At 56.6% G+C, this 21,813-nt stretch carries 14 protein-coding genes; 7 read left to right on the top strand and 7 right to left on the bottom strand.

Translation table 11 applies throughout. The features are described from left to right. Positions 1-59: 59 nt before the first annotated feature. The 3 genes from CLV58_RS04780 to CLV58_RS04770 all read left to right on the top strand — a co-directional run bounded on the left by CLV58_RS04780 (position 60) and on the right by CLV58_RS04770 (position 5,940). The gene (locus CLV58_RS04780) at positions 60-3,092 is read left to right on the top strand and encodes a SusC/RagA family TonB-linked outer membrane protein (protein ID WP_106136736.1); all 3,033 of its coding nucleotides are present in this window, start codon (positions 60-62) and stop codon (positions 3,090-3,092) included. An 80-nt stretch (positions 3,093-3,172) separates the two neighbouring features. Beyond that, on the top strand, positions 3,173-4,804 hold the full coding sequence (locus tag CLV58_RS04775) for a RagB/SusD family nutrient uptake outer membrane protein (protein WP_106136633.1): 1,632 nt from the start codon (positions 3,173-3,175) through the stop codon (positions 4,802-4,804). A gap of 146 nt (positions 4,805-4,950) precedes the next feature. Beyond that, positions 4,951-5,940: a glycoside hydrolase family 43 protein gene (locus tag CLV58_RS04770; protein ID WP_106136632.1), complete on the top strand. Its 990-nt coding sequence runs from the start codon at positions 4,951-4,953 to the stop codon at positions 5,938-5,940. Between the two features lie 191 nt (positions 5,941-6,131). Here the strand turns inward: CLV58_RS04770 and CLV58_RS04765 are convergent, their stop codons facing one another. Beyond that, the gene (locus CLV58_RS04765; RefSeq protein WP_106136631.1) at positions 6,132-7,835 is read right to left on the bottom strand and encodes a carboxylesterase/lipase family protein; all 1,704 of its coding nucleotides are present in this window, start codon (positions 7,833-7,835) and stop codon (positions 6,132-6,134) included. Between the two features lie 338 nt (positions 7,836-8,173). On the opposite strand from CLV58_RS04765, the gene CLV58_RS04760 reads away from it, so the two are divergent. Continuing rightward, the gene (locus tag CLV58_RS04760) at positions 8,174-10,243 is read left to right on the top strand and encodes a tetratricopeptide repeat-containing sensor histidine kinase (protein WP_106136630.1); all 2,070 of its coding nucleotides are present in this window, start codon (positions 8,174-8,176) and stop codon (positions 10,241-10,243) included. Here the strand turns inward: CLV58_RS04760 and ggt are convergent. The 5 genes from ggt to CLV58_RS04735 all read right to left on the bottom strand — a co-directional run bounded on the left by ggt (position 10,240) and on the right by CLV58_RS04735 (position 16,795). Continuing rightward, positions 10,240-11,937, bottom strand: a complete 1,698-nt coding sequence (ggt, locus tag CLV58_RS04755) for a gamma-glutamyltransferase (protein ID WP_106136629.1) — start codon at positions 11,935-11,937, stop codon at positions 10,240-10,242. The genes CLV58_RS04760 and ggt overlap by 4 nt on opposite strands. Before the next feature lie 200 nt (positions 11,938-12,137). After that, complete coding sequence (locus CLV58_RS04750; protein ID WP_106136628.1) at positions 12,138-13,694, bottom strand: DHA2 family efflux MFS transporter permease subunit; 1,557 nt, start codon at positions 13,692-13,694, stop codon at positions 12,138-12,140. A 125-nt stretch (positions 13,695-13,819) separates the two neighbouring features. Continuing rightward, positions 13,820-14,929 carry an HlyD family secretion protein gene (locus CLV58_RS04745; RefSeq protein WP_106136627.1) on the bottom strand — a complete coding sequence of 370 codons (1,110 nt, stop codon included), beginning with the start codon at positions 14,927-14,929 and terminating at the stop codon, positions 13,820-13,822. Positions 14,930-15,033: 104 nt separating this feature from the next. After that, positions 15,034-16,362, bottom strand: coding sequence for a TolC family protein (locus tag CLV58_RS04740; RefSeq protein WP_106136626.1), 1,329 nt, complete (start codon positions 16,360-16,362; stop codon positions 15,034-15,036). A gap of 1 nt (position 16,363) precedes the next feature. Continuing rightward, entirely contained in the window at positions 16,364-16,795 is a 432-nt protein-coding gene (locus CLV58_RS04735) for a MarR family winged helix-turn-helix transcriptional regulator (RefSeq protein WP_106136625.1), read from the bottom strand. 183 nt (positions 16,796-16,978) lie between these two features. Between CLV58_RS04735 and CLV58_RS04730 the strand changes: the two genes are divergently transcribed. The 3 genes from CLV58_RS04730 (at position 16,979) to CLV58_RS04720 (ending at position 20,870) form a co-directional block, all read left to right on the top strand. Beyond that, positions 16,979-18,664, top strand: a complete 1,686-nt coding sequence (locus tag CLV58_RS04730; protein ID WP_170108643.1) for a capsule assembly Wzi family protein — start codon at positions 16,979-16,981, stop codon at positions 18,662-18,664. A 146-nt stretch (positions 18,665-18,810) separates the two neighbouring features. Continuing rightward, positions 18,811-19,506, top strand: a complete 696-nt coding sequence (locus CLV58_RS04725) for a response regulator (protein WP_106136623.1) — start codon at positions 18,811-18,813, stop codon at positions 19,504-19,506. Next, positions 19,503-20,870, top strand: coding sequence for a sensor histidine kinase (locus CLV58_RS04720; RefSeq protein WP_106136622.1), 1,368 nt, complete (start codon positions 19,503-19,505; stop codon positions 20,868-20,870). Before CLV58_RS04725 ends, CLV58_RS04720 begins: the two co-directional genes overlap by 4 nt. 4 nt (positions 20,871-20,874) lie before the next feature. Here the strand turns inward: CLV58_RS04720 and CLV58_RS04715 are convergent, their stop codons facing one another. After that, positions 20,875-21,696 carry a DUF1206 domain-containing protein gene (locus CLV58_RS04715; protein ID WP_106136621.1) on the bottom strand — a complete coding sequence of 274 codons (822 nt, stop codon included), beginning with the start codon at positions 21,694-21,696 and terminating at the stop codon, positions 20,875-20,877. Positions 21,697-21,813 lie beyond the last annotated feature (117 nt).

Raw genomic sequence — 21,813 nt, 5'->3', positions numbered from 1 at the left:
TGGGTCAAGTGGCTGATGTCAAGTTAATCATTGAAAAACGAAAGAACCGAAACCTGCTTATGAATCACAAATGGCTACTTTTATATGGTGTCATGCTATCTGCTCAGGGGCTTCTGGCGCAGGGGCCGAGCCCGGCTGCGGCTCCGCTCTACGCATCGGTCCGGAGCGTACGTAACGAGGCTGATGCACCAGCCGCCATTACTGTCACCGGGACGGTAACCGACGAAAAAGGAGGTGCCCTGCCGGGTGCTACCGTATCGCTCAAAGGCTCGTCGATTGGCACGAACACCGACGCGAATGGTGCCTATACCATTCGAATTCCCGACGGTACGAATGACCCCGTACTGGTGTTCTCCTTTATTGGCTACCAGGCGAAGGAAGTGGCCATCGGTAATCAGACGACGGTAAACGTACAACTACAGGGTGACGCTAAGTCACTCAACGAGGTGGTCGTCGTCGGGTACGGAACGCAGAAGCGGTCTGACATTACGGGGGCGGTAGCCTCGGTGCCGAAGGGTCGACTGGCCCAGTTGCCCGTCACCAACGTACTGCAATCTATCCAGGGGGCAGTGGCCGGCCTGAACATTACTCAGTCGTCGTCGGTGCCGGGAACCGCGCCGTCGGTAACGGTGCGGGGCCAGAACTCGATCAATGCCAACTCCGGTCCGTTTGTCGTCGTCGATGGTATCCCGATCAGTAAAACGGGGGGCTCCCTGGCTGACATTAACCCCAACGACATCGAGAGTATCGAGATTCTGAAGGATGCATCGGCGGTAGCTATTTACGGAACCAACGGGGCCAACGGGGTCATTCTCGTCACGACCAAACGCGGAACGACTGGCAAACCAACCATCCGCTACAGCAACTACGTCGGCGTTGAAAATTTCGCCAACGTACTGACGCCACGTACCGGCCCTGAATACGCGCAGAAATATGCGGACTGGCTGTCGCAGACGAATCAGAAGCAGGTAAACCCGGTACCGAATTTCGGCGAATTACCGAACTATAATGCCGGTATCACGACCGACTGGTTCAAGGAAGCTACGCAGACGGGTATTTTGCAGGACCACAACCTGAGCATTTCGGGCGGCACCGATAAGGTACGGTATTTCGTTTCGGGTGAATTCCTCGATCAGAAAGGGGTTATCAAAGGCTACCAGTACAAGCGGGCCAGCTTCCGCTCGAATCTCGACGTGAATCTGACCGACTACCTGTCGGTGGGTACCTCGTTGTTCATCGCCAACAACAATCGCGACGGCGGCCGGTCGAACTTCCTGTTTGCTACGGCCATGAGTCCCTACGGGCAACTCTACAATCCCAATGGCACGTACGCTATTTATCCGATGTACCCCGAATTGCTGTATACCAACCCGATGCTGGGCCTGGTGACGGAGCGCGTCGATCGGAACACCAACCTGAACGGGAACGGCTACCTCGAACTGAAGCTGCCGGGTAAACTGAACGGGCTGAAATACCGGCTCAACATGGGCTACTCGTTTATCCCGGCCCGCTCGGGAAGCTACGTCGGGCGCGCGGCCAACGACCTGCTGGGTACCGCCAACACGTTCTATTCGGAGACCAACAGCTATACCATCGAAAATATCCTGTCGTACGCAAAAGACTGGGGTAAGCATCACGTCGATTTCACCGGACTGTACAGTGCGCAGCAACGACGCTACAGCGAGTCGCGGGCCAATGCGGTTGGCTTCGTCAACGATGAACTGGGCTTCGACAACCTGGGCGCGGGCGCGACGCAGACGAGCGGTTCGTATGCCGATCTGTACCGACTGAACTCGCAGATGGGCCGTATCAACTACAGCTACGACAGCCGCTACCTACTGACCGTGACCGCCCGGCGGGATGGGTCGTCCGTATTCGGCGCGAACACGAGTAAGTACGGACTGTTCCCATCGGTGGCTGTCGGCTGGAATATTAGCAACGAAGGCTTCATGAAAGATATGCGGGGTGTATCGAACCTGAAACTGCGCTTCTCATACGGCAAGGCGGGTAACGAAGCCATCAGCGTTTACCGGACCATCACGACGAGCAGCACTGTTCGGTCGCCCTTCAACGGGGTAAGCACCATCGGTGCCGTAGCGGGTAACCTGGGTAATGCCAACCTGCAATGGGAAACCACGCTCAGCCGTAACCTGGGTGTCGATTTCGGTTTTATCAACAACCGCATCAACGGTAGCATCGACGTCTACCAGAACAACACGAAAGGGCTGCTGCTGCTGCGGAGCCTGCCGATCATCACGGGCTACGGCAGTGTGTTCGACAACCTGGGCGAAACATCTAACAAGGGTATCGAGGTAACGCTGAATACCCGTAACGTGGTGAAAGGACCGCTGAAGTGGGAGAGTACCGTTGTCTTCTCGTCGAACCGAAACCGCATTCTGGACCTGTACGGTGACGGGAAAAGCGACCTGGGTAACCGCTGGTTTATCGGCTCTCCAATCGGCGTCGTGTATGACTACCAGATGACGGGTGTCTGGCAACGGGGCGAAGACGCATCGTCGCAGGACCCCGGTGCAAAAGCCGGTGACCTGAAATTTGCCGACACCAACAACGATGGCAAAATCACCGCCGACGACCGGATTATTCTGGGGCAGACGGCACCCAAGTGGCAGGGTGGCCTGACCAACACGTTCCACTTTGGTAACTTCAACCTGAACGTGTTTGTCCAGACAGTACAGGGAATCACCCGGAACAATAACGACCTGAGCTACGGCGACGAAAGCGGCCGGCGCAACACGCCACAGGTGGTTGGTTACTGGACGCCCGATAACATGAGTCAGACCCGGCCGTCGCTGGCGTATAACAACCCACGCGGCTACGGTTACGCGTCGGATGCCAGCTTCACCCGCATCAAAGACGTTACGCTTAGTTATGTATTTGGTCAGCCACTGCTGAACCGGCTGGGCCTGGGTAGCGTGACTGTGTACGTCAGTGGTCGGAATCTCTATACGTTCTCCAACTGGATCGGCTGGGACCCCGAAGCGGCTCAGGCCCCGCGCGGTAGTGGCGACTGGACCAATAACTACCCGCTTACGCGCTCGTTCGTAGGTGGTATCAACATCAGCCTCCGCTAACGATCAGGCGCGAAAGGGCCAGGAGAATCACTCTTTCGCGCTTTCAATTCCATTGCGGTACTCTTTCGCTCTTTAGATTCATGAAAGCATACATAAAATTCGGTGCGCTGGCGTTGCTAGGACTGGCGTCGGCCTGCAAAAGCGACTTCCTCGCCGAGAAGCCATATTCAAGCTATACGCCGGTTACGCTCAACGATTCGCTCGGTACCGACGCGTCGCTGGTGGGACTGTACACCCATGTCAGCACGATTTTTTCCTACTCCGATCAGCAGGGGTGGCCCAGCGTATGGCAGGTTGGTACGGATGTCGCCAATGCCACGACCAACCAGCAAGGGATTGAGATTCCGTACTACAACTACGCGCTACTGACACCAACCGATGGCGCAGCTTCCTTTACCTGGAACCGGAACTATATCCTGGTCAACCTGACCAACATCATTATCAACAGTATGGACTCGCCCACCATGACTGGGCTGAGTACCGGCGGGAAAGCACGGGCCAGCGCCGAAGCGAAATTCTTCCGGGCTTATGCATACAACAATTTGGCGACCTGCTTCGGCGGTGTTCCGATTCTGACGCAGGCGCTGACCGCACCCAAAACCGATTTCGTACGGGCTACGCTGGACGATGTCAACAAATTGATTGTCGACGACCTGACATTCGCCGTGGCGAACCTGCCGGATATCGAAAGCGTGCGGGCCAATGCGGGTGGTGCCAAACTGTACGGCCGGGCCAACAAGTTCATGGCTATGCAATTGCTGGGCGAAGCGTATCTGCGAATGGGAAAGCCCGACCTGGCCGAGACTCAATTGCAGGGTATCGTCAGCAGTGGCCGATTTAGCCTGATTAAGAAGCGGTACGGTGTTGGCACCAGCCAACCGGGTGACTTCTACCACGATATGTTTATCTACGGTAATCAGCGCCGGGCGCAGGGTAACACCGAAGCCATCTGGGTGCTGGAACAGGAGAACCCCAACACCGTCGTAGGGGGGATTACCAACAACCCGCAGCAGCGTCGGGTATGGGGACCTGCTTATTACAACATCTCGGGTATGTCGCTGTCGGATTCGACGGGCGGACGCGGTATCGGCCGGCTGCGGCTCAGCAACTGGGTGCTGTACGGGCTGTACGGATCGGGCGACATTCGCAACTCGCAGTACAATATCCGTCGCCGGTTTGTGTATAACGACCCCAGCAAACCAGCGACCTTCGGTAAAGTGGTGCCATACACGGGTACCGACACGCTGTTCAGCATTGCTCCGCATACGACCAAGTGGTATCAGTACAATCCTGCCGATGCGTTTGGCTTTGCGATGATTAAAGATTTCATACTGATGCGGCTGGGCGAAACCTATCTGCTGCTGGCGGAAGCGCAGTTCAGGCAGGGCAAACTGAGCGATGCCGCCAATAGCATCAACGCCCTGCGGCAACGTTCCTTCGCGAACTACCCGACCACCGGGCAGGTATCGTCGGCTGACATCACCCTGGACTTTATTCTGGACGAACGCGCCCGCGAACTGATTGGCGAAGAAAACCGGCGGATGACGCTTATGCGGACCAAAACGCTGGTCGATCGGGCGACCCGGCTCAACAGCAACAACCCGGTCAACCCGATCCGTAGCCTGACAACGACACACCTGCTGATGCCGATTCCGCTGAACGAAATCCAGCTCAACAAAGACGCTGTGCTGGCGCAGAACCCAGGCTATTAAGTCGTACTTACCATAACTTGTGCCAGTTAACCAACGCCCGGTGTCCATGAATGAACATGGATGCCGGGCGTTAGCCTACCCGGCGAATCGTACGTACATTCGTCTACCACTTGCTAATCAACCGATCAACTACTTACTGCCATCACATGCGGTTCTTACTGTTTTCTTCGCTTCTCTGCCTGACTACTTTACGGGTTGTTCAGGCGCAGGACGTTCCCAAACGCCAAACCAGTTTCAAACCGGGCGAAGTCTGGCTCGACACAAAAGGCGAGGTCATTAATGCCCACGGGGGCGGCCTGCTCTTCGACAAAGGTACCTACTACTGGTTCGGCGAAAAACGGGGCAAGTCAGCCTCCGAGGGGGTCAATGTGTATTCGTCGAAAGACCTGTACAACTGGAAAATGGAAGGGCTGGCCCTGGCCAAATCCACCGATACGACCAGTGAAATCGCTACCCACGGACTGATGGAGCGACCCAAGGTAATTTACAACCCACGTACGAAGCAGTACGTCATGTGGTTTCACCTCGAACTGCCGGGACAGGGCTACAAAGCGGCTCGTGCCGGTGTGGCCGTCAGCAAGAACGTGACGGGACCATATACTTACGTGAAAAGCTTCCGCCCCAACGGCCACATGTCGCGTGATATGACGCTTTTCGTTGACGACGACGGCTCCGCCTACGAAATCTATTCAGCCCGCGAGAATTACGACCTGCGCATCGTGAAACTGACCGACGATTACCTCTCGGCTACCTCGCAGGATACGTTACTCTTCAGTGATCACCGCGAAGCCCCGGCCGTGTTCAAAAAAGATGGCAAATACTTTCTGATCACCAGCGGCTGCACGGGCTGGGCACCCAACCGGGCCAGTCTGCATGTGGCCGACTCGCTGTTCGGTCCGTGGCAACCTTTGGGTGATCCAATGAAAGGACCAATGGCCGACAAAACCTTCGACGGTCAGTCGACCTACATCCAGCCGGTGCCGGGCAAGAAAAACGCATTCATCTTCATTGCTGATCGGTGGAATCCCAAAGACCTCAAGGACAGCCGATACCTGTGGCTTCCCATATCCTTCGACGCCAATCAGCCAGTCGTTCAGTGGACAGACGCGTGGAAGCTGGACGTTTGGGGGAAATAGTAGGGGGCTAAAAGGTCGTCCTTTTGTCATCCCGACGGAGGAGGGATCTTCGCCGGTTCGCCGGTGCGGTACCATGCGACTTTCTAGCCAACTCCGAAGATCCCTCCTCCGTCGGGATGACAGAAGCTTGTAATTTGTAGAACGGTAAACGCTGACCTTGTCGGCGGTGTAAATTGCTGCTTGCCCACACCTTACGCCAGCGATTTGCGGGCTTCGCGGTCGGGATCGTTGACGAGGGCGCAGGTATCGTCGAGAATCATCGTTTCGCCGTTCTGGGTCGTGTACGGTTTCCAGGTCGGTAGTCCCCCGCCGTTGGGATTACCGGTTTTGGCGAAGTTGATAAACGAGCCGGCCATTTTTTCCGACAAAGCGCGTGGCCGCTTGCCCCCGCCCGTGTGGGTCAGCATCAGGTCGGTGTTGTAGAACCAGAAGCAGATGTCGTCGCAGTGAAAGGCCCGCATTCGATTGTCGAACAGGGGCGGCTGCCAGCCAAACCAAGCCATGTACACCGGCGCTTTCTGCTGTGAGGCTTTGGCATCGGCCGCAGCAACGGCATTCTTTCGGTTCGACACGATCAGCGCCCAGAGTTCGACGGGACGCGCTTTGGGAAAAGTCGACGCATAGGCATCGACAATCTCATTCGTCTTCGCACCGAAACGGGGCGTCAGTTTTTCCTTGACACCATCCAGCGAAATGCGTTCAAGCTCGGCTTCCGTCCGGTCAGGATTCCACTCGTGAAAGGTCGTGCAGATCAGTAGCGGAATGTCGGCCGAGAAATCGCCCGCATCGCTGAAGAAGGGTTTGTCGCTCAGGTACGTACCATCGGATACGGGTGAAAAACCGCCCCGCTGTATGTTCATCCGCTTCGCTTCGTCGGCCAGCTTGTCGACGGCCCGGTTGGCAATGTCGATGTATTGCCGCCACGGAATCTGCTGGAGTTTGTCGATCTCACTGGGTTGCAGCCCCGCTTCGGTCAGCACCTGTTGCCCCAGCTTTTCGGCGTATGCCTTGTTTACACCGGCCAATGAACTGCCACTCAGGGCTACGGCTTTGTGAAACAGTCCCTTCGCCGATGGCATATTCAGTAGCGTCGTCACCTTGGCCCCCCCGCCTGATTGCCCGATAATGGTCACGTTAGCCGGATCACCGCCAAAATTGGCGATGTTGTTTTTGATCCATTCCAGAGCCGCTACCATATCCAGGTTACCCACATTGCCCGAAGCCGCGAACCGTTCGGCGTCCTGACCACCGGCAGCTTTCAGGTCGGTATAGCCCAGTGGACCAAGCCGGTGGTTGAGCGAGCAGAACACCAGATTACCCTTACGCGCCAGGTTTTCGCCGTGGTAGCCATCCTGCTCGATGCCGTTGCCATTGGTAAACCCACCGCCGTGCAACCACACGACTACCGGCAGGCGATCCTGCGGCAGGCGATCCTGCGGGCGTTTCTGTCTGTCGAGGGCGGGCGTCCAGACGTTTAGTTTCAGGCAATCTTCCGATACATCGTCGTAATTCCAGTGATCGACAAACGACGCGTAGGGGTTGGCGTAGCGTTTCTCCATGATCTGCGGAGCCGAGTTGCCCCACCATAAGGCCGGTCGTATATCGGACCAGGGTTCGGGTTTCTGGGGCGGCATAAACCGGTTTTTACCGGCCGTGTCGGCACCGTACGGAATACCCAGAAACTGGCTGATACCACGCAGGACGAAGCCCCGTACCCGGCCATACTGCGTGTTGACAACGGCGATGTCGTCGCCCACAAACAGTACCTGATCGTCGGCAACTGCTTTTGGTGGTACTGAAGCCGGTAGTGTCTTTGCGACGGCTGCGTTGGCTGTGCCGAAACTGGCTGCACCGACCCCAAGTGAGTGTAGAAACGTACGTCTCGATGCGTTCATGATAAAAGCGGATTTAGGAAAGAAAGAGCTGCGTAAAACCTGTTGCTGTGTCTTGCCTGAAAGCCTGTCTATGAGCGGTTTTACTACCGGCGAATCGAGTTTTTGCCGTACGTGCAAACATACGCGCAGGGGGGCGGTTAGGAGCTAATCAGCAGCGGTAGCGAATCAAACGGCAATCGTTGCTTTTAATCCGGCCATACATACAGATAAAATAGAATAAGCATAGTCGATAATTGCCTATTTTTAAGGTCGCTGTCATTAACAGTGTAGGCTGTCGCGTTGTAAAATGCTGATTGCTGCCAGTGTTTTTTATCCCAACCAATCAATCTCTCCCTTGAATGACTTCTTTACGCAACCGCTGGTTTATTGGCCTGCTCGTCGCCGTCGCCTGTTGCCGATCGGCTGTGGCCCAGCAGCGATTGATCGATAGTCTGAAGACGGCGCTGACCCGCAAGCTACCCGACACAAGCCGCGTTCACGCCTACTACGACATTGCCAACGCCTTTTACAAGCAAAGTCAGACCGATTCGGCACTGGCGTATCTGAAGCCTGTCGTGGCAATTAGTACGAAAAAAAAGTACTGGGATGGTCTGGGTGACTATAACCGGTTGATGGGAACGATACGAACGCATCAGGGGCAGTACGAAGAAGCACTAACCTGTTTTCAGCAGGCCATACAGCAGTATGGCAAAGCGAACAACCTGCACTCGACGGCGAAGATTTACCATAGCCTGGGTCTGCTGTATAAGCTGATGGGGAACAGTCAGGGGGTTAAGGCCTACACACAGCAGGGTATTGCGTACATGCAGCAGGCCATTGCGCTTAATCAGCAACTGAAAGCGACCCATTCATTAAGAAGTAATTACATTAATCTGGGTATTCTATACGAAGATCTGGGCGAAATTCGACAGGGGCGGGAATGCTTCCTGAAAGGACTGGCGCCAATGAACAATACGGAGGTAGAGCCCGAAGATGCCCGAATATTCTACAACAACCTGGGTAAGAACTACAATGTCGAGAAGCAGTATTCACTGGCGATTCAATACCTGGAAAAAGCACTGGCTATCAATCTGAATCTGAAGCGATACAGCAGTCTGGCGCACAATTACCGCAATCTGGCAACTGCCTATATCGGATTGAAGCAGCCGGACAAAGCGGTTGCGTATGCAGAAAAGTCGCTGGAGCAGCTCAAACGGTCGGGCGATGCGCCACTGTCGTATTCCGTGCACGGTACGCTGTCGCGCGCCTATGCCGCTGCGGGGCAGTACCAGAAAGCCTATGATGCCGCCGTGCAATACAAACAGATTGGCGATTCGCTCGTCAACCAGGCCAAAACCCGGACGATTGCCCAGTTGGAAGGGCATTATGCCGTGCAGCAGGCCAGCGAATTGGCCAGTATCAAGGCGAGTGCCGAACTGGCCAAAACGCAGGCCGTCGCGCAGGTAGAGGCTAATAAAGTACGGGAAATTGCGGCTATCCAGGCGGCTGAAGCCCAGCGGCTGGCGCAGATCAGGACGGTGGCCGACATCGAAAAAACGCGGGCTATCCTCGAACTACAGGCGCAGTACGACACCCAGGCGAAACAGCGGCAGATTGCCGATTTGGGATCGCGGAACCTGGAAAAAACCCGGCAGGTCGAATACATGAGCGGTGGCCTGGGCCTGATGGCGCTGCTAATCAGTCTGCTCATCGGCCAATACCTGCTGATCCGGCGCTCGAACCGGAAGCTGGCCACGCAGAACGGTGTCATCACGGCGAACAGTCAGCAACTGGCGACGCAGGCCGAGCAGCTGAAAACGCTGATGAAAGAGCTGCATCACCGTGTGAAGAACAACCTCGCCATCGTGTCGAGTCTGCTATCGCTACAGGCCAGTAATTTACAGGACGAAAAAGCGGTACAGGCGGTGCGGGTTGGGCAGCAGCGGGTCGAGGCCATGGCGCTTATCCACCAGCGCCTGTACCAGACCGATGGGATCACGACGATCAACATCCGGTCGTACCTGACCGATCTGGCGCGGAGCCTGATGTATGCCTACGGCTACAGCGACCGCGATTTCGATCTGGTCATCGATGCCGAAGACCGGAAGCTGGACGTCGATGTGGCGATACCGCTGGGACTGATCGCCAACGAGTTAATCACCAATGCGTTTAAATATGCCTACGCCCAGAGCAAATATCCCCGGCTGCGGATTGGCCTGCACACGCAGAACGGTCTAACGCTGGAGGTGCAGGACAATGGCCCCGGTATCAACCCCGACGACTGGGTGCTACGCAGTGGCCGTCCGTCGTTCGGAAAGCGACTGGTAACGTCGTTGAGCAATCAGCTCGACGGGCAGGTTGAATTCATTCAGCAGGACGGCGCGTTATGCCGGCTTCACATTCCTGAAGCGCGGCTCCGGGCCGCTTAGTAGCCCGCTGCCTGCCCGTCCTTCCGCGACTCGGTGGCCCCGTGGTAGACCTTGTTGACGGCGTCGTACCGAATAGCCTGGTAGCCGCCATACCCACCCAGTCCGTACCCGACCCGGTGGCCCCGGCGCATCAGGTCGCGGATGGTTTCGTAGGGGAAGCCCGACTCCAGCGTAATCTGCCCGGCGTCGACCATTCGTTCGCCCGTCGGTTCCGACGACCCCTGATGGTCGATGCGGGGGGCGTCGCCCGCTTCCTGCGGGTTCATGCCGTAGTCGATCATGTTCATCAGAATTTCGACGTGACCCAGCGGCTGAAAGCTACCGCCCATCACGCCAAAGCTCATAAACGGTTGTCCGTCTTTGGTCACGAACGCCGGAATGATCGTCTGGAAAGGGCGCTTGTGGGGCGCGTAGCTGTTGTTTTCGCCTTCCGCCAGGTTGTACAGCTCACCCCGGTTTTGCAGTGTGAAGCCCAGCCCGTCGGGAACCATGCCGGAGCCAAAGCCCCGGTAGTTGCTTTGAATCAGCGACACCATGTTGCCCTCATCGTCGGCGACGGTCAGGTAGATTGTATCGCCGTCTTTCAAGGCTGGATTCCCCGCATCGACGCGCGTGGCAGCGCGCTCGCCGATCAGTTTCCGCCGTTCGGCTGCATAAGGTTTGCTGATGAGTTCCTTAACCGGAATTTTGGCGAAGGCTGGGTCGGCGTAGTATTTAGCCCGATCTTCAAACGCCAGTTTTTTGGCTTCCACGAACGTATGAATGTGCTCGGCGCTCCCCCAGGGAATCTTCGAAAAATCATAGCCTTCCAGCAGGTTCAGCATCTGTAGTGCCGCAATACCCTGACTGTTGGGTGGTAATTCCCAGACGTCGTAGCCCCGGTAGTTGGTCGATACCGGCTCGACCCATTCGGAGGTATGGTCGGCCAGGTCTTTGGCGGAGAGAAAGCCACCCACGCGCTTCATGAACCCATCGATCGTTTGGGCGATGGGGCCTTTATAAAACGCATCGCGTCCCCCCTTGGCGATCAGCGACAGGGTGTTGGCCAAGGCCGGATTCTTGAACACGTCACCTCGTTTGGGCGCGCTGCCGGTGGGGGCATAAACTTCTTTTACATTGGGATATTTGCCGAACCGGGCCACCATCGACGGCCAGTAAAAAGCGGCTTCATCGTGGACGGGATACCCTTCACGGGCATAGCGGATCGCGTGCGACAGGATGGTCGGCATGGGCGTTTTGCCAAACCGTTTGTGCAGTTCAAACCAGCCGTCGACGCAGCCCGGCACCGATACCGGCAACGGACCGTCGGACGGAATGTGCGTCAGCCCGCGTTTTCGGAACTCGGCCAGACTCAGGCTGTAGGGAGACCGGCCCGACGCGTTCAGCCCATACAGCTTTTTGGTTTTGGCATCCCAGACGATGGCAAACAGATCGCCACCGATCCCATTGACGTGGGGCTCAACGACACCTTCCATGGCATTGGCGGCAATGGCGGCATCAATCGCGTTACCGCCTGATCGCAGCACGTCGATGGCCGCTTGGGTCGACAGTGGGTGAGAGGTACAGGCCATACCATGCCGCGCCATAACGACGGCCCGTGTGGCAAACGTTTTGCCGCTAAGTCGGTCCTGCGCGGGGGCTAGTGTCGAAATGGAAAGAAGGGCGATGAAGTAGGAGAGTAGTCGTCGGTGCATACGATGTCGGGCTAAGCGTACAATATGCGACGAAATTGGTAGAAAGTCATAAAAAGCGCCAGCCCGATTCTAGTGCAGAATCGGGCTGGAACCGTGTAGCCTGGACGTCCACGTCCGGGTGCCCGACAGGGCAACTTGTGCAGGCGGCAGCTTGTCAGGTCGCTTTGCGCCCACCCGGACGTGGACGTCCAGGCTACATACTACTCCATGACCATTTCGGCGTGGGCCGGGGCTTCAATCTTCTTGCCGATGAAGAGCAGCAGCAGCGGGATACAGACGAGGAAGAAGCCACCGATAATCAGGAACGAATCGGCATAGGTCATGACCATCGCCTGTTTGATTGCACCTCCCTGTATCAGTCGGTAGGCCTTGGTCGTTGCTGCGGCCAGGGCGTCGCCTTTCGAGAGAAACAGATTCGTGTATTGCCGAATCCGCTCGACCGAGATCGGATTGTAGATCGACAGGTTATCCGTCAGGCGCGAGATGTGCAATACTGACCGGGTCGAGATATAGGTCGTCATGATGGCCGTGCCAAACGTACCACCCAACTGCCGGATGGTGTTCGACAGGGCCGATCCCTGCGGTATCTCGACGGGGGCCAGGTCGGCCAGCGTCACGGTCGTCAGCGGGATAAAAATCAGGCCCATACCGATACCCCGGATGATGAGTGGCCAGAAGAAATAATCCGGTCCGGCGTCGGGGGTGATGTTCGATAGGCCGTAGCTAAAGCCGAAAAACAGGAGAAACCCAGCGGCTGCGTACCAGATCGGTGAAATCACGTTCTTTTTCAACAGACCACCGACAACCGGCATCATAAAGCCCGTCATGATCGAACCGGGCATCAGCAGCAAACCCGTCTGACTGGCGGTAAAGCCCAGAATCGTCTGGCAGAACACCGGGATCAGAAAGACCGACGCGAACAGCCCAAAGCCCAGGATGAAGTTAAACAGCGTGCCGACGGCAAACCGGCGACGGCGCAGCAGCCGTAGGTCGAGAATGGGTTGACTGACGGTGAGTTGTCGCCAGATGAACCCGATCAGACAGAGCACCGCAGCCGTGGTCATGGTGGTGATGAAGCCCGATTCAAACCAGTCTTTTTCTTCGCCTTTCTCCAGGATGATTTGCAGGCCACCGATACCGATAACGAGCATAACCAGGGCGAGCCAGTCCATCTTCCCGGCCGCGATCTTCTCTGCGGGCTCCTTGATGTACATATACGTCAGCACCGTAGCCACGATACCGAACGGAATGTTGATGTAGAACACCCAGTTCCATGACAGGTTGTCGGTGATGTAGCCGCCTAATGTCGGGCCAATCGACGGGCCGATGATGACCCCCAGTCCGAAGATCGCGTTGGCAACACCAATGTCTTCCTTCGGAAAGGTCTGAATCAGAATCGACTGCGCCGTTGTCAGCAACCCACCACCCCCGATGCCCTGTAGCACCCGGAAAAAAACCAGCTCCCACACATTGGTCGACAGGCCGCAGAGGACCGATGCAATGGTGAAGACGACGATCGAAGCCGCAAAGTAATTCCGGCGACCGAGCTTGGCACTGAGCCAGCCCGACATGGTAATCATTACGGCACTGGCCGCTGCATAGCCTGTCACCACCCAGCTGATGTCCCCCAGCGATGCGCCGAGGTTACCCATCATCTGGTTCAGGGTCACGTTTACAATCGATGAGTCGATTGTCTGGAGCAGGGCTGCCGTCGTTACCGTCAGCACTACAATCCATTTATCAAAGCCTAATTTCATAGTCGATTGACGGTTTACGGTATTCAGTTTACGGTTTACGGTATACGGTGGTCCGTCACACGGTAGCTGACGTGAAAGCACCTCTTGCGTCAGCCAACCGAAAACCGTATACTGAATACCGACTGTTATTTCTGCAGATCCACGGCGACGTTGACGCTCATGCCGGGGCGGAGTTTTGCGTAGAGCGCGCTGCTCTTGTCGAGGGCGATCCGCACCGGAATGCGTTGCACGACTTTTACATAGTTGCCGGTTGCGTTGTCGGGAGGTAGTAGCGAGAATTTAGCACCGGTGGCACCGGCAAACGAACCAACGTTACCCGTCAGTTTGGCACCGTCGAAAGCGTCGACATCGATCGTCACCGTCTGACCGGGCTGCATCTGCGCCAGCTGCGTTTCCTTGAAGTTGGCCGTTACCCACATATTGCTGTTGTCGACTACCGAGCAAACGGCCTGACCGGCCTGAACCAGCTGACCCAACTGCACCGCCCGTTTCGATACGACCCCCGAGATCGGTGCGCGAACAATGGTGTAGGAAAGCTGGAGTTTGGCCAGGTCGAGGTCAACCTGCCGTTGTTTAACGGCGGCCTGCGCCACTGAAATCTGTCCTTCCGTAGCCCGACGCTGCGAGCTGGTAACGCCGGTTTGCGTACCGGCTGCGGCTACCTGGGCCTGGGCGGTCTGAAGCTGTGCCTGCGCGGCCTGAAGCTGGGCGTTGGCGGCATCGCGTTCTGCCTGAACCGCATCAAACTGCTGCTGGGGTACGGTTTTCTCGGTCAGCAGGCGGCTGTAGCGTTCGAAATCCTGACCGGATTTCCGGGCGCGGGCCTGAGCCGCCACGACGTTAGCCTGTGCGGTAGCGACCTGATTGCGGGCCGTCAGGACGCTGGCCTGTGAACTCTGGATCGTAGCCGAGGCAACGCCCACCTGCGAGCGACTGACACCGGCAGCGGCCATGGCACTTTGCAGGGCGGCTTCGGCCTGCTCGACCCGAATGCGGTAGTCGGCATCGTCGATTACGAGCAGCGTGTCGCCCGCTTTTACGTACTGGTTGTCGTTGAAACGAATGGTCTTAACGTAGCCGCCGACTTTCGGAATCACCGGGTTTACATCCCCGTCGATCTGTGCATCGTCGGTAGTTTCATGCCGTTGCAGGTAGCGAAATTCGCTGTACCCAAAGAAGAGCGCGACGACCAGGACGACGACGCCCGCAATGCGAAAAATGGTTGACTTGTTCACTGTTGTATTCGGTTTGTAGTTTGTAGTTCGTGGTTTGTAGTTGGCTGACGCGTCCACACGATACCGGAGGAACTACGAACAACTAACTACAAACCACAAACTAGTTATAGATTTGTCCCCGTGGCTTTCAGGAGTCGCTGGTAGGCGAGCTGGGCGTCGACGGTGGCGTTGATGACATTGAGTTGCGCCTGCAAGAGAAAACTGTCGGCTTCGAGCAGATCGGTCGAGCCAACCAGCCCGTTGCGGAACCGCGATTCGGTCAGCCGGTAGTTTTCCTGCGCCTGCCCGACGGCCGTACGAATCACGCTTTGCTGTTCGAGGGCCAGTTGGTAGTTGTTGTAAGCCGTTACCACTTCCGACCGAATCTGATCGGCCTGCTGCTGCCCCTGAATCGTGGCCTGGTCGATGGCCGTTTTCGCCGTGTTGACGCGGCCCTTCATGTTGTACAACGAGCCGATGTTATAGCTTAGACCGGCCCCGACGTTCCAGGCACTGATAAACGAATTAGCCTGCGGAATCAGGCGGGCCGACGGGTTGATGTAGTTATAGCCCGCTGATACGCCCAGGTGCGGGTACATGGCGCTTTTCGTATTGCGTAGCTGCTCCTGGGCTGATTGTACGCGCAGGGCGTTGGCTTCCACTTCGGGCCGGACCTGCTGGGCCTGCGTCAGCAACGCACCCAGTTGCTGGGTCATAGCCGCCGGGTTCGCCAGCGTCGTATCGACGGTAACCGACTGGTCGTCGGGGAGGCCAAGCAGGAGGTTGAAATTGTAGAGCGCCGTTTGCCGCGCTTTGTCGACCTGTAGGCGACTCAGGTTGAGGTTATTTTTCTGCAACTGAATTTTCAGCACTTCGTTGGCCGTGACGACCCCTTCTTTTTCCAGATTGCGCGCTTCGCGTTCCCGCTCGTCGAATTGCCGGATATTCTGCTCGATCACCGCCGTCGACCGGATTAGCTTGACGATGTTGTAGTACGCATCGGTAACTGTATAGACCAGTTCCGAGCGGTTCCGCTGGGCGTCGAGCCGGCTGGCTTTCGCGAGCAACTCCGCTGACTTCTCTGCCGACTTTTCGGCAAAGCCACCGAAGATTTCCTTGCTGATCGTAGCCCCGCCGATGGTGGCGTTGAACGCACCGGCCGGGATGCCGAACAGGGGTTTACCATCGCTGCCTTCACCGAACGCAAACGGACCGGTCAAACTATAGCGCGAGTAAGCCAGTGAGGCAGCGGCCGTGGGCAAACTGCGGTCTTTGGCTTCCTGCGACCGGGCTTCGGCCGCCAGCGTACGGACATCGGCCAGCCGGATGCCTTTGTTGTTTTGCAGGGCGGTCTGAACGGCCTTGTCCAGCGGCATCAGCATCGGTGCCGGTTGGGCAATTGCCCCGCCCAGCAGCGATAGCCCCAGGCCCGCCCCAATCAGGTACTTCTTCATACTAACGGTTTCTAATTTTATCCAGGAGTGTATTCAACGTGTGGACTTCGTCGTCGGTCAGGTGACTGACAATCGATTCAAAATCGCTGAACTCGACAGCTACGGTATCAATAAACTGCTTCGAGTGTTCGGTCAGTCGCAGATTCACGCGCCGGCGGTTCTGCGGGTCTACTTCGCGTATAATCAGATTCTTGGCAACCAGCCGGTCGGTCAGGCGGGTAACGTCGGAGTTCAGTTCGGTCATCCGCTCTTTCAATTCACCCGCCGACAGGCTGTTGGGGTAGTCGTTCGACAATAACCGGAGCACTACGTATTGCTGCACCGATAAGTCAAACGGAGCCAGTTTCTGCGAAAAATGGTTGAAAATGTAGCCGTCGGTTCGATGGATGTTTCCGATCAGTCGCTGGTATTCGTTACGATAGGTCTTATGCATGATTCGTCTTGGTGGCGTAAAGGTATAACTGATATTTGTTTAAACGAGTTTTGTTTGAACGTGTATTAATCGGATTTAATTGACGTTTAATGCTGTAGATTGCCGGCCGAAATCGATGGTTCCGCCGAACCGATGCTTCTTGCGCCCTTAACTGGTGTATCCCGGCAGGTGGTAGACAAACGAATGCAAACACTGACACGACAGACACAAATCCAACGCGCAGGCAACGACGCGTCGACCGTACGACGCCATTCGAAACTAGGAAGGGGCTGGGCCACCGCGCTGCTGATAGCCAGTCTGACAGCACCGGCCGTGCAGGCGCAGTACGGGCAATCGTACCTGCCCTACGAACCCGTCACCCCGAACGCGACGACTGTACGTGTCGAAATCGGGGGTTACGGCGTCAATGGGGCGCAGATGCCGTTCTGGCTGCGCTCGAACCAATGGGGGGCCGTGCCGCTAAATGGCTCGGCCGGAACAGTCCGGGCCGGTATCTGGGGCGACTACAACGGTGGGGGGCGACCCGGCAGTACACAGGCTGATAGCAGCGCCAGCGGCTCTAAATTCGGCTGGAGCTACGGCCTCGACGTGGTGGGCAACTCCGGGCTGAACCCCAAAGTACTGCTGCCCGAAGCGTACGCCGGAATACGGTTTGGTAAATTCGAACTATTCGCCGGCCGGCGTCGGCAGATCGTTGGTTTGTGCGACACCCTGCTTACGTCGGGTTCGTACATCTGGTCAGGGAATGCGTTGCCGTTGCCCAAGATTCAGTTTGGGACCATCGGTTATGTGCCTATTTTTAAAGGCGTGCTGGCGTTCAACGCCAGCTATAACCATGGCTGGTTCGCCAATACGGATGCATCGGGCCGGGAGTTGATCGTCCGCAATTCGTACCTGCATCAGAAAACGTTGTACGTGCGGCTCGGCAAGCCCACCTGGGCCTTTCGGCTGTATGGGGGCGTAAACCATCAGGTGCAATGGGGCGGCTATGCACCGTCGCTACCGGCCGGGCTTGCCAACAATGGTGATTTACCATCGAGTCTGCGGGCGTATCAATACGTCGTGACGGCGCAGGCGTATCCCGACTTCATCATTGACCCGAACCTGTCGACCATTGACGTTCTTAACCGGGTGGGTAATCACTTGGGCTCGATCGATGTCGGAGCGGATATCAACATCGGCTCGTTTAACCTGCTCATGTACCGGCAGAGTCTGGTCGAGTCAGGGTCGATTTTTTACCTGACCAGTATTATCGACGGCCTGAATGGTATCCGGCTGCGTAATAACCAGCCCGGCGACGGATTGCTAACCGTCGACAATGTGCTGTTCGAGTTTTTCTATTCAAAAAGTCAGGGTGGGCCCGAATTCGTTCTTGAGGACCCGCAGCGACGGGGTAAGGTCAACTACTTCAATCATAGTCAGTATCAGGACGGGTGGATTTACCAGAACCATACGATCGGTACGCCGTTTCTGACGCCCCAAACCGATGTGCGACCCGGCCTGCAAACCGGACGGGCTATCGTCAACAACCGGGTGGCGCTGTGGCACGGTGGTTTGTCGGGGCGGCTGGCGCAACGGGTACAATGGCAGCTGAAACTGTCGTACAGCCAAAACCTGGGTACGTACGATTCGCCATATCCGGCCAACACCAACCAGTTTTCGGGAATTCTGTCGGCCGGTGCACCGCTGACGCTGCCCGTACTAGGCGACTGTGACCTGTCGGCTTCGGCTGCTTACGATCAGGGCAAACTGTTTTATAACGCAACCGGCTTTTTCGCCAGCCTGCGTAAAACCGTGCGTATGCGTCGGGCCGGCGGACAAAGTCGTGGTTCGACGGGAGCCAGCAGCCCCTGGCGGATTCCGAATTAGTAGGAAGAAAGAGGATAGACGAAAGAAGAAAGAAAAGTGAACGTTACTGGAAAAGTTTCGGTCACATGAGGGTGGGGCCGGGAATAAGCTGCCGCCCGTGGTGCAGGCAGCGTCTTTCATCTTTTGTCTGTGCTCTTGCTTCGCCAATGAAAAAAATCCTGATTATCGAAGACGATCGGCGCATCGCGCAGAACATCAGCCGGGGGCTTCAGCAGGAGGGCTACGTAACGGAGGTTGTTTATGAGGGTGTCAACGGGCGACAGATGGCGCTGCAACCCGGTGTTGATCTTGTGATTCTGGATATTAACCTGCCGGGAATCAACGGTTTCGAGGTTTGCCGCTCGGTACGGGCCGAACGACCCCAACTGCCCATTATTCTGCTGACAGCATTGGGCGAAATCGAAGACAAAGTGGAAGGACTGGCGCTGGGGGCCGACGACTATCTGGTGAAGCCCTTCGACTTTCGCGAACTGATTGCCCGCGTCGCTACCTGCCTGCGTCGGTCAGCCCTGATCCACGATACGCCTGCTCCCATAGAAACGGTGCTTCAGGTTGCTAACCTGACCGTCAATCCGGCGACAAAAGAAGTCTGCCGGGGCGAAACGACCATTGATCTGACGGCGCGTGAGTTTGCTCTGCTTGAACACCTGCTGCGCAACCGGGGGCGTGTGCTGTCGAAACCCGACATCGCCGAAGCCGTCTGGGATCTGAACTTCGACACCGGAACGAACGTCGTTGAAGTGTATATCAACTACCTGCGCAAAAAAATCGACCGGGACTTCGAGCCGAAGCTGATCCATACCCGGCCGGGTATGGGCTATGTCTTAAAGGAAGAGCTATGACGATTCGCAACCGTATTGCGCTCCAGTTCTCGCTGATCGTCGCGTCGATACTAATCGTCTTTTCCATCGTGATCTACGTTGTGTCGGCCACGTACCGGCGCGAGGAGTTTTACGACCGGCTGAAGAACAAGGGGCGGACAACGGTACGGTTTCTGGTTGAAGTCAAGGAAGTCGACCGCGACCTGCTCAAAATCATCGACCGGAATACGCTGACAGCCCTGTTCGACGAGAAAGTACTGATTTTCGACGAGCGAAACCGACTGATCTATAGCAGTGTCGACGACCAGGTGATCAATTATTCACCGTCGCTGCTGAATCGGGTGCGCCAGGAAAAAGACATCGAGACGCACAACGGCCGCAACGAACTGATTGGACTGTTGTACCGGCAGAACGGACGTGATCTGGTTATTCTGGCATCCGCCTACGATCAGTTCGGGCGCAGTAAACTGGATAACCTGCAACTGACGCTCGGCTGGGGACTGTTCGTCGGAATCAGCATTACGATCGGGTTGGGTATTTTCTTCGCCGGACAGTCGCTGCGCCCCATCAGTCAGCTAAACGAACAGGTGACGACGATCACGGCGGGTAACCTGCAACGTCGACTGGATGAGGGTAACCGGCAGGATGAAATTGCCCGGCTGGCCATCAACGTCAACGATCTGCTCCGGCGACTTCAACAAGCCTTTGAACAGCAGCGTAGCTTCGTATCGCAGACGTCGCACGAGTTACGAACTCCCCTGGCTGCGCTCAAATCAGAAATACAACTGGGCCTGCTGCGCCCGCTGACGGTACCCGAGCACGAAGCCATCCTACAAAACCTGCTGACCGATGCGGATCGCCTTATCGGGCTTACCAACAGTCTGTTACAGCTGGCCCGGACGCTGGAAACCATCGACCTGCTGCCGTTGCATCCGATCCGTAGTGATGAGTCGCTCTTTGCCGCCCGCGACGAACTGACAGCCGCCCGGCCGAACTACAAAATCGCCATCGACTACGAACACGTCCCCGAATCGGAACGCGAAACACTGGTCGCCGGTAACGAAAAACTGCTCAAACAGGTATTCATCAACCTGCTCGACAACGCCTGTAAATATTCACCGGATCATACGGCCCGCGTACGCATCAGTACCGACGATACGCACTGCTACGTGGCCGTCAGCGATCAGGGTATCGGCATGACCGAAGCTGACATCGCGCGTATTTTTGAGCCGTTCTACCGAGCCCCCAACGCGCTCGACTATCAGGGGTTCGGCATCGGTCTGTCGATTACCGCAAAGCTAATCGACCTGCACCACGGCTCACTTCGGGTCGAGAGCCAGCCGGGGCAGGGAAGTACGTTTACCGTGTCGTTGCCGCATTTGTAGCCAACTAGTCCACGGCTTTGAGAGGAAACCAGCGGGCCATGGCCAGCATGAACAGGCTCATCAGCAGAAAGCCGAGGGCCGCAACCAGTTGAACGCCCCAGCCGCCGGGCAGGTGTTCCATGGCTTTGAGCAGATCGTCGGTGCTGCGTACCCAATCGGGGTCTTTTTCCAGCGCGCCTTTGATCAGATACCAGCCGGTAATGCATAGGGTAGCGGCAACGGTCAGAAAGCCAGCAAGGCTACAGAAGCGCAGAAAACTACAGAGGTACTGATTCGACTCCTGCGGCAGCTCCAGGCTTTTGTACACTTTGCCCGACAACCCCTTGTAAGCCTGCAAACCCGCCCACAGCAGGAAAATCACGCCCACGCTGATAATCAGCCAGTCGCCCCCGTCGATCTGGAGCAGGCGGGTAACCCAGAGTTTCTTGGCGTCAGGGCCGCTGCCCTGTCCCGTCAGCAGGCGGAGGGCGGTGTAGCCCAGTCCGGCGTAGGTGATGCCACTGAGCAGGTAATTCATCCGGTACAGAATTCCCCACGGGCCCCAGCCCTTTTCGTAGGGATCATTCCAGATTTCGACAATGCGCCACAGCGTATGGCCGGCCAGTGCCAGCACCATCAGGCAAAGCAGAATCTGTCCCAGCGTGTTATCCATCAGCTGATGCAGCACTTCCTCCCGGTTGGGATCGGCTCCGCGCGAACCGAGCGCAAACTCGAACGTAAACAGACTGATGGTCCCGTACAGAATCCCTTTCGCTATATAGCTTCCCCGCGCCAGCCACTCAATCCCCTGAATCGACTTATCTTTTAGTTCACTGGTGGCAATCATCTCTCCGTTCGCTATGGCTCCATCTAGACTAACGAATAGCGGGCGGTTAAGTTGGCTGAATACAAATTTGTAGCGGGTGGGGTCAAAATCAGGCGTACATTTAGCGACCAGTACGCC

It is taken from the genome of Spirosoma oryzae, assembly GCF_003002825.1.
Classification (GTDB): Bacteria; Bacteroidota; Bacteroidia; order Cytophagales; family Spirosomataceae; genus Spirosoma; species Spirosoma oryzae.
This window is presented reverse-complemented; position numbering and strand designations above follow the sequence as displayed.

What these genes read in the sequence shown, in the direction of transcription:
- CLV58_RS04780 (WP_106136736.1), top strand. Translation starts at nt 60, where the DNA reads ATGAATCACAAATGGCTACTTTTATATGGTGTCATGCTATCTGCTCAG.
- CLV58_RS04775 (WP_106136633.1), top strand. Translation starts at nt 3,173, where the DNA reads ATGAAAGCATACATAAAATTCGGTGCGCTGGCGTTGCTAGGACTGGCG.
- CLV58_RS04770 (WP_106136632.1), top strand. Translation starts at nt 4,951, where the DNA reads ATGCGGTTCTTACTGTTTTCTTCGCTTCTCTGCCTGACTACTTTACGG.
- CLV58_RS04765 (WP_106136631.1), bottom strand. Translation starts at nt 7,835, where the DNA reads ATGAACGCATCGAGACGTACGTTTCTACACTCACTTGGGGTCGGTGCA.
- CLV58_RS04760 (WP_106136630.1), top strand. Translation starts at nt 8,174, where the DNA reads ATGACTTCTTTACGCAACCGCTGGTTTATTGGCCTGCTCGTCGCCGTC.
- ggt (WP_106136629.1), bottom strand. Translation starts at nt 11,937, where the DNA reads ATGCACCGACGACTACTCTCCTACTTCATCGCCCTTCTTTCCATTTCG.
- CLV58_RS04750 (WP_106136628.1), bottom strand. Translation starts at nt 13,694, where the DNA reads ATGAAATTAGGCTTTGATAAATGGATTGTAGTGCTGACGGTAACGACG.
- CLV58_RS04740 (WP_106136626.1), bottom strand. Translation starts at nt 16,362, where the DNA reads ATGAAGAAGTACCTGATTGGGGCGGGCCTGGGGCTATCGCTGCTGGGC.
- CLV58_RS04735 (WP_106136625.1), bottom strand. Translation starts at nt 16,795, where the DNA reads ATGCATAAGACCTATCGTAACGAATACCAGCGACTGATCGGAAACATC.
- CLV58_RS04730 (WP_170108643.1), top strand. Translation starts at nt 16,979, where the DNA reads ATGCAAACACTGACACGACAGACACAAATCCAACGCGCAGGCAACGAC.
- CLV58_RS04725 (WP_106136623.1), top strand. Translation starts at nt 18,811, where the DNA reads ATGAAAAAAATCCTGATTATCGAAGACGATCGGCGCATCGCGCAGAAC.
- CLV58_RS04720 (WP_106136622.1), top strand. Translation starts at nt 19,503, where the DNA reads ATGACGATTCGCAACCGTATTGCGCTCCAGTTCTCGCTGATCGTCGCG.
- CLV58_RS04715 (WP_106136621.1), bottom strand. Translation starts at nt 21,696, where the DNA reads ATGATTGCCACCAGTGAACTAAAAGATAAGTCGATTCAGGGGATTGAG.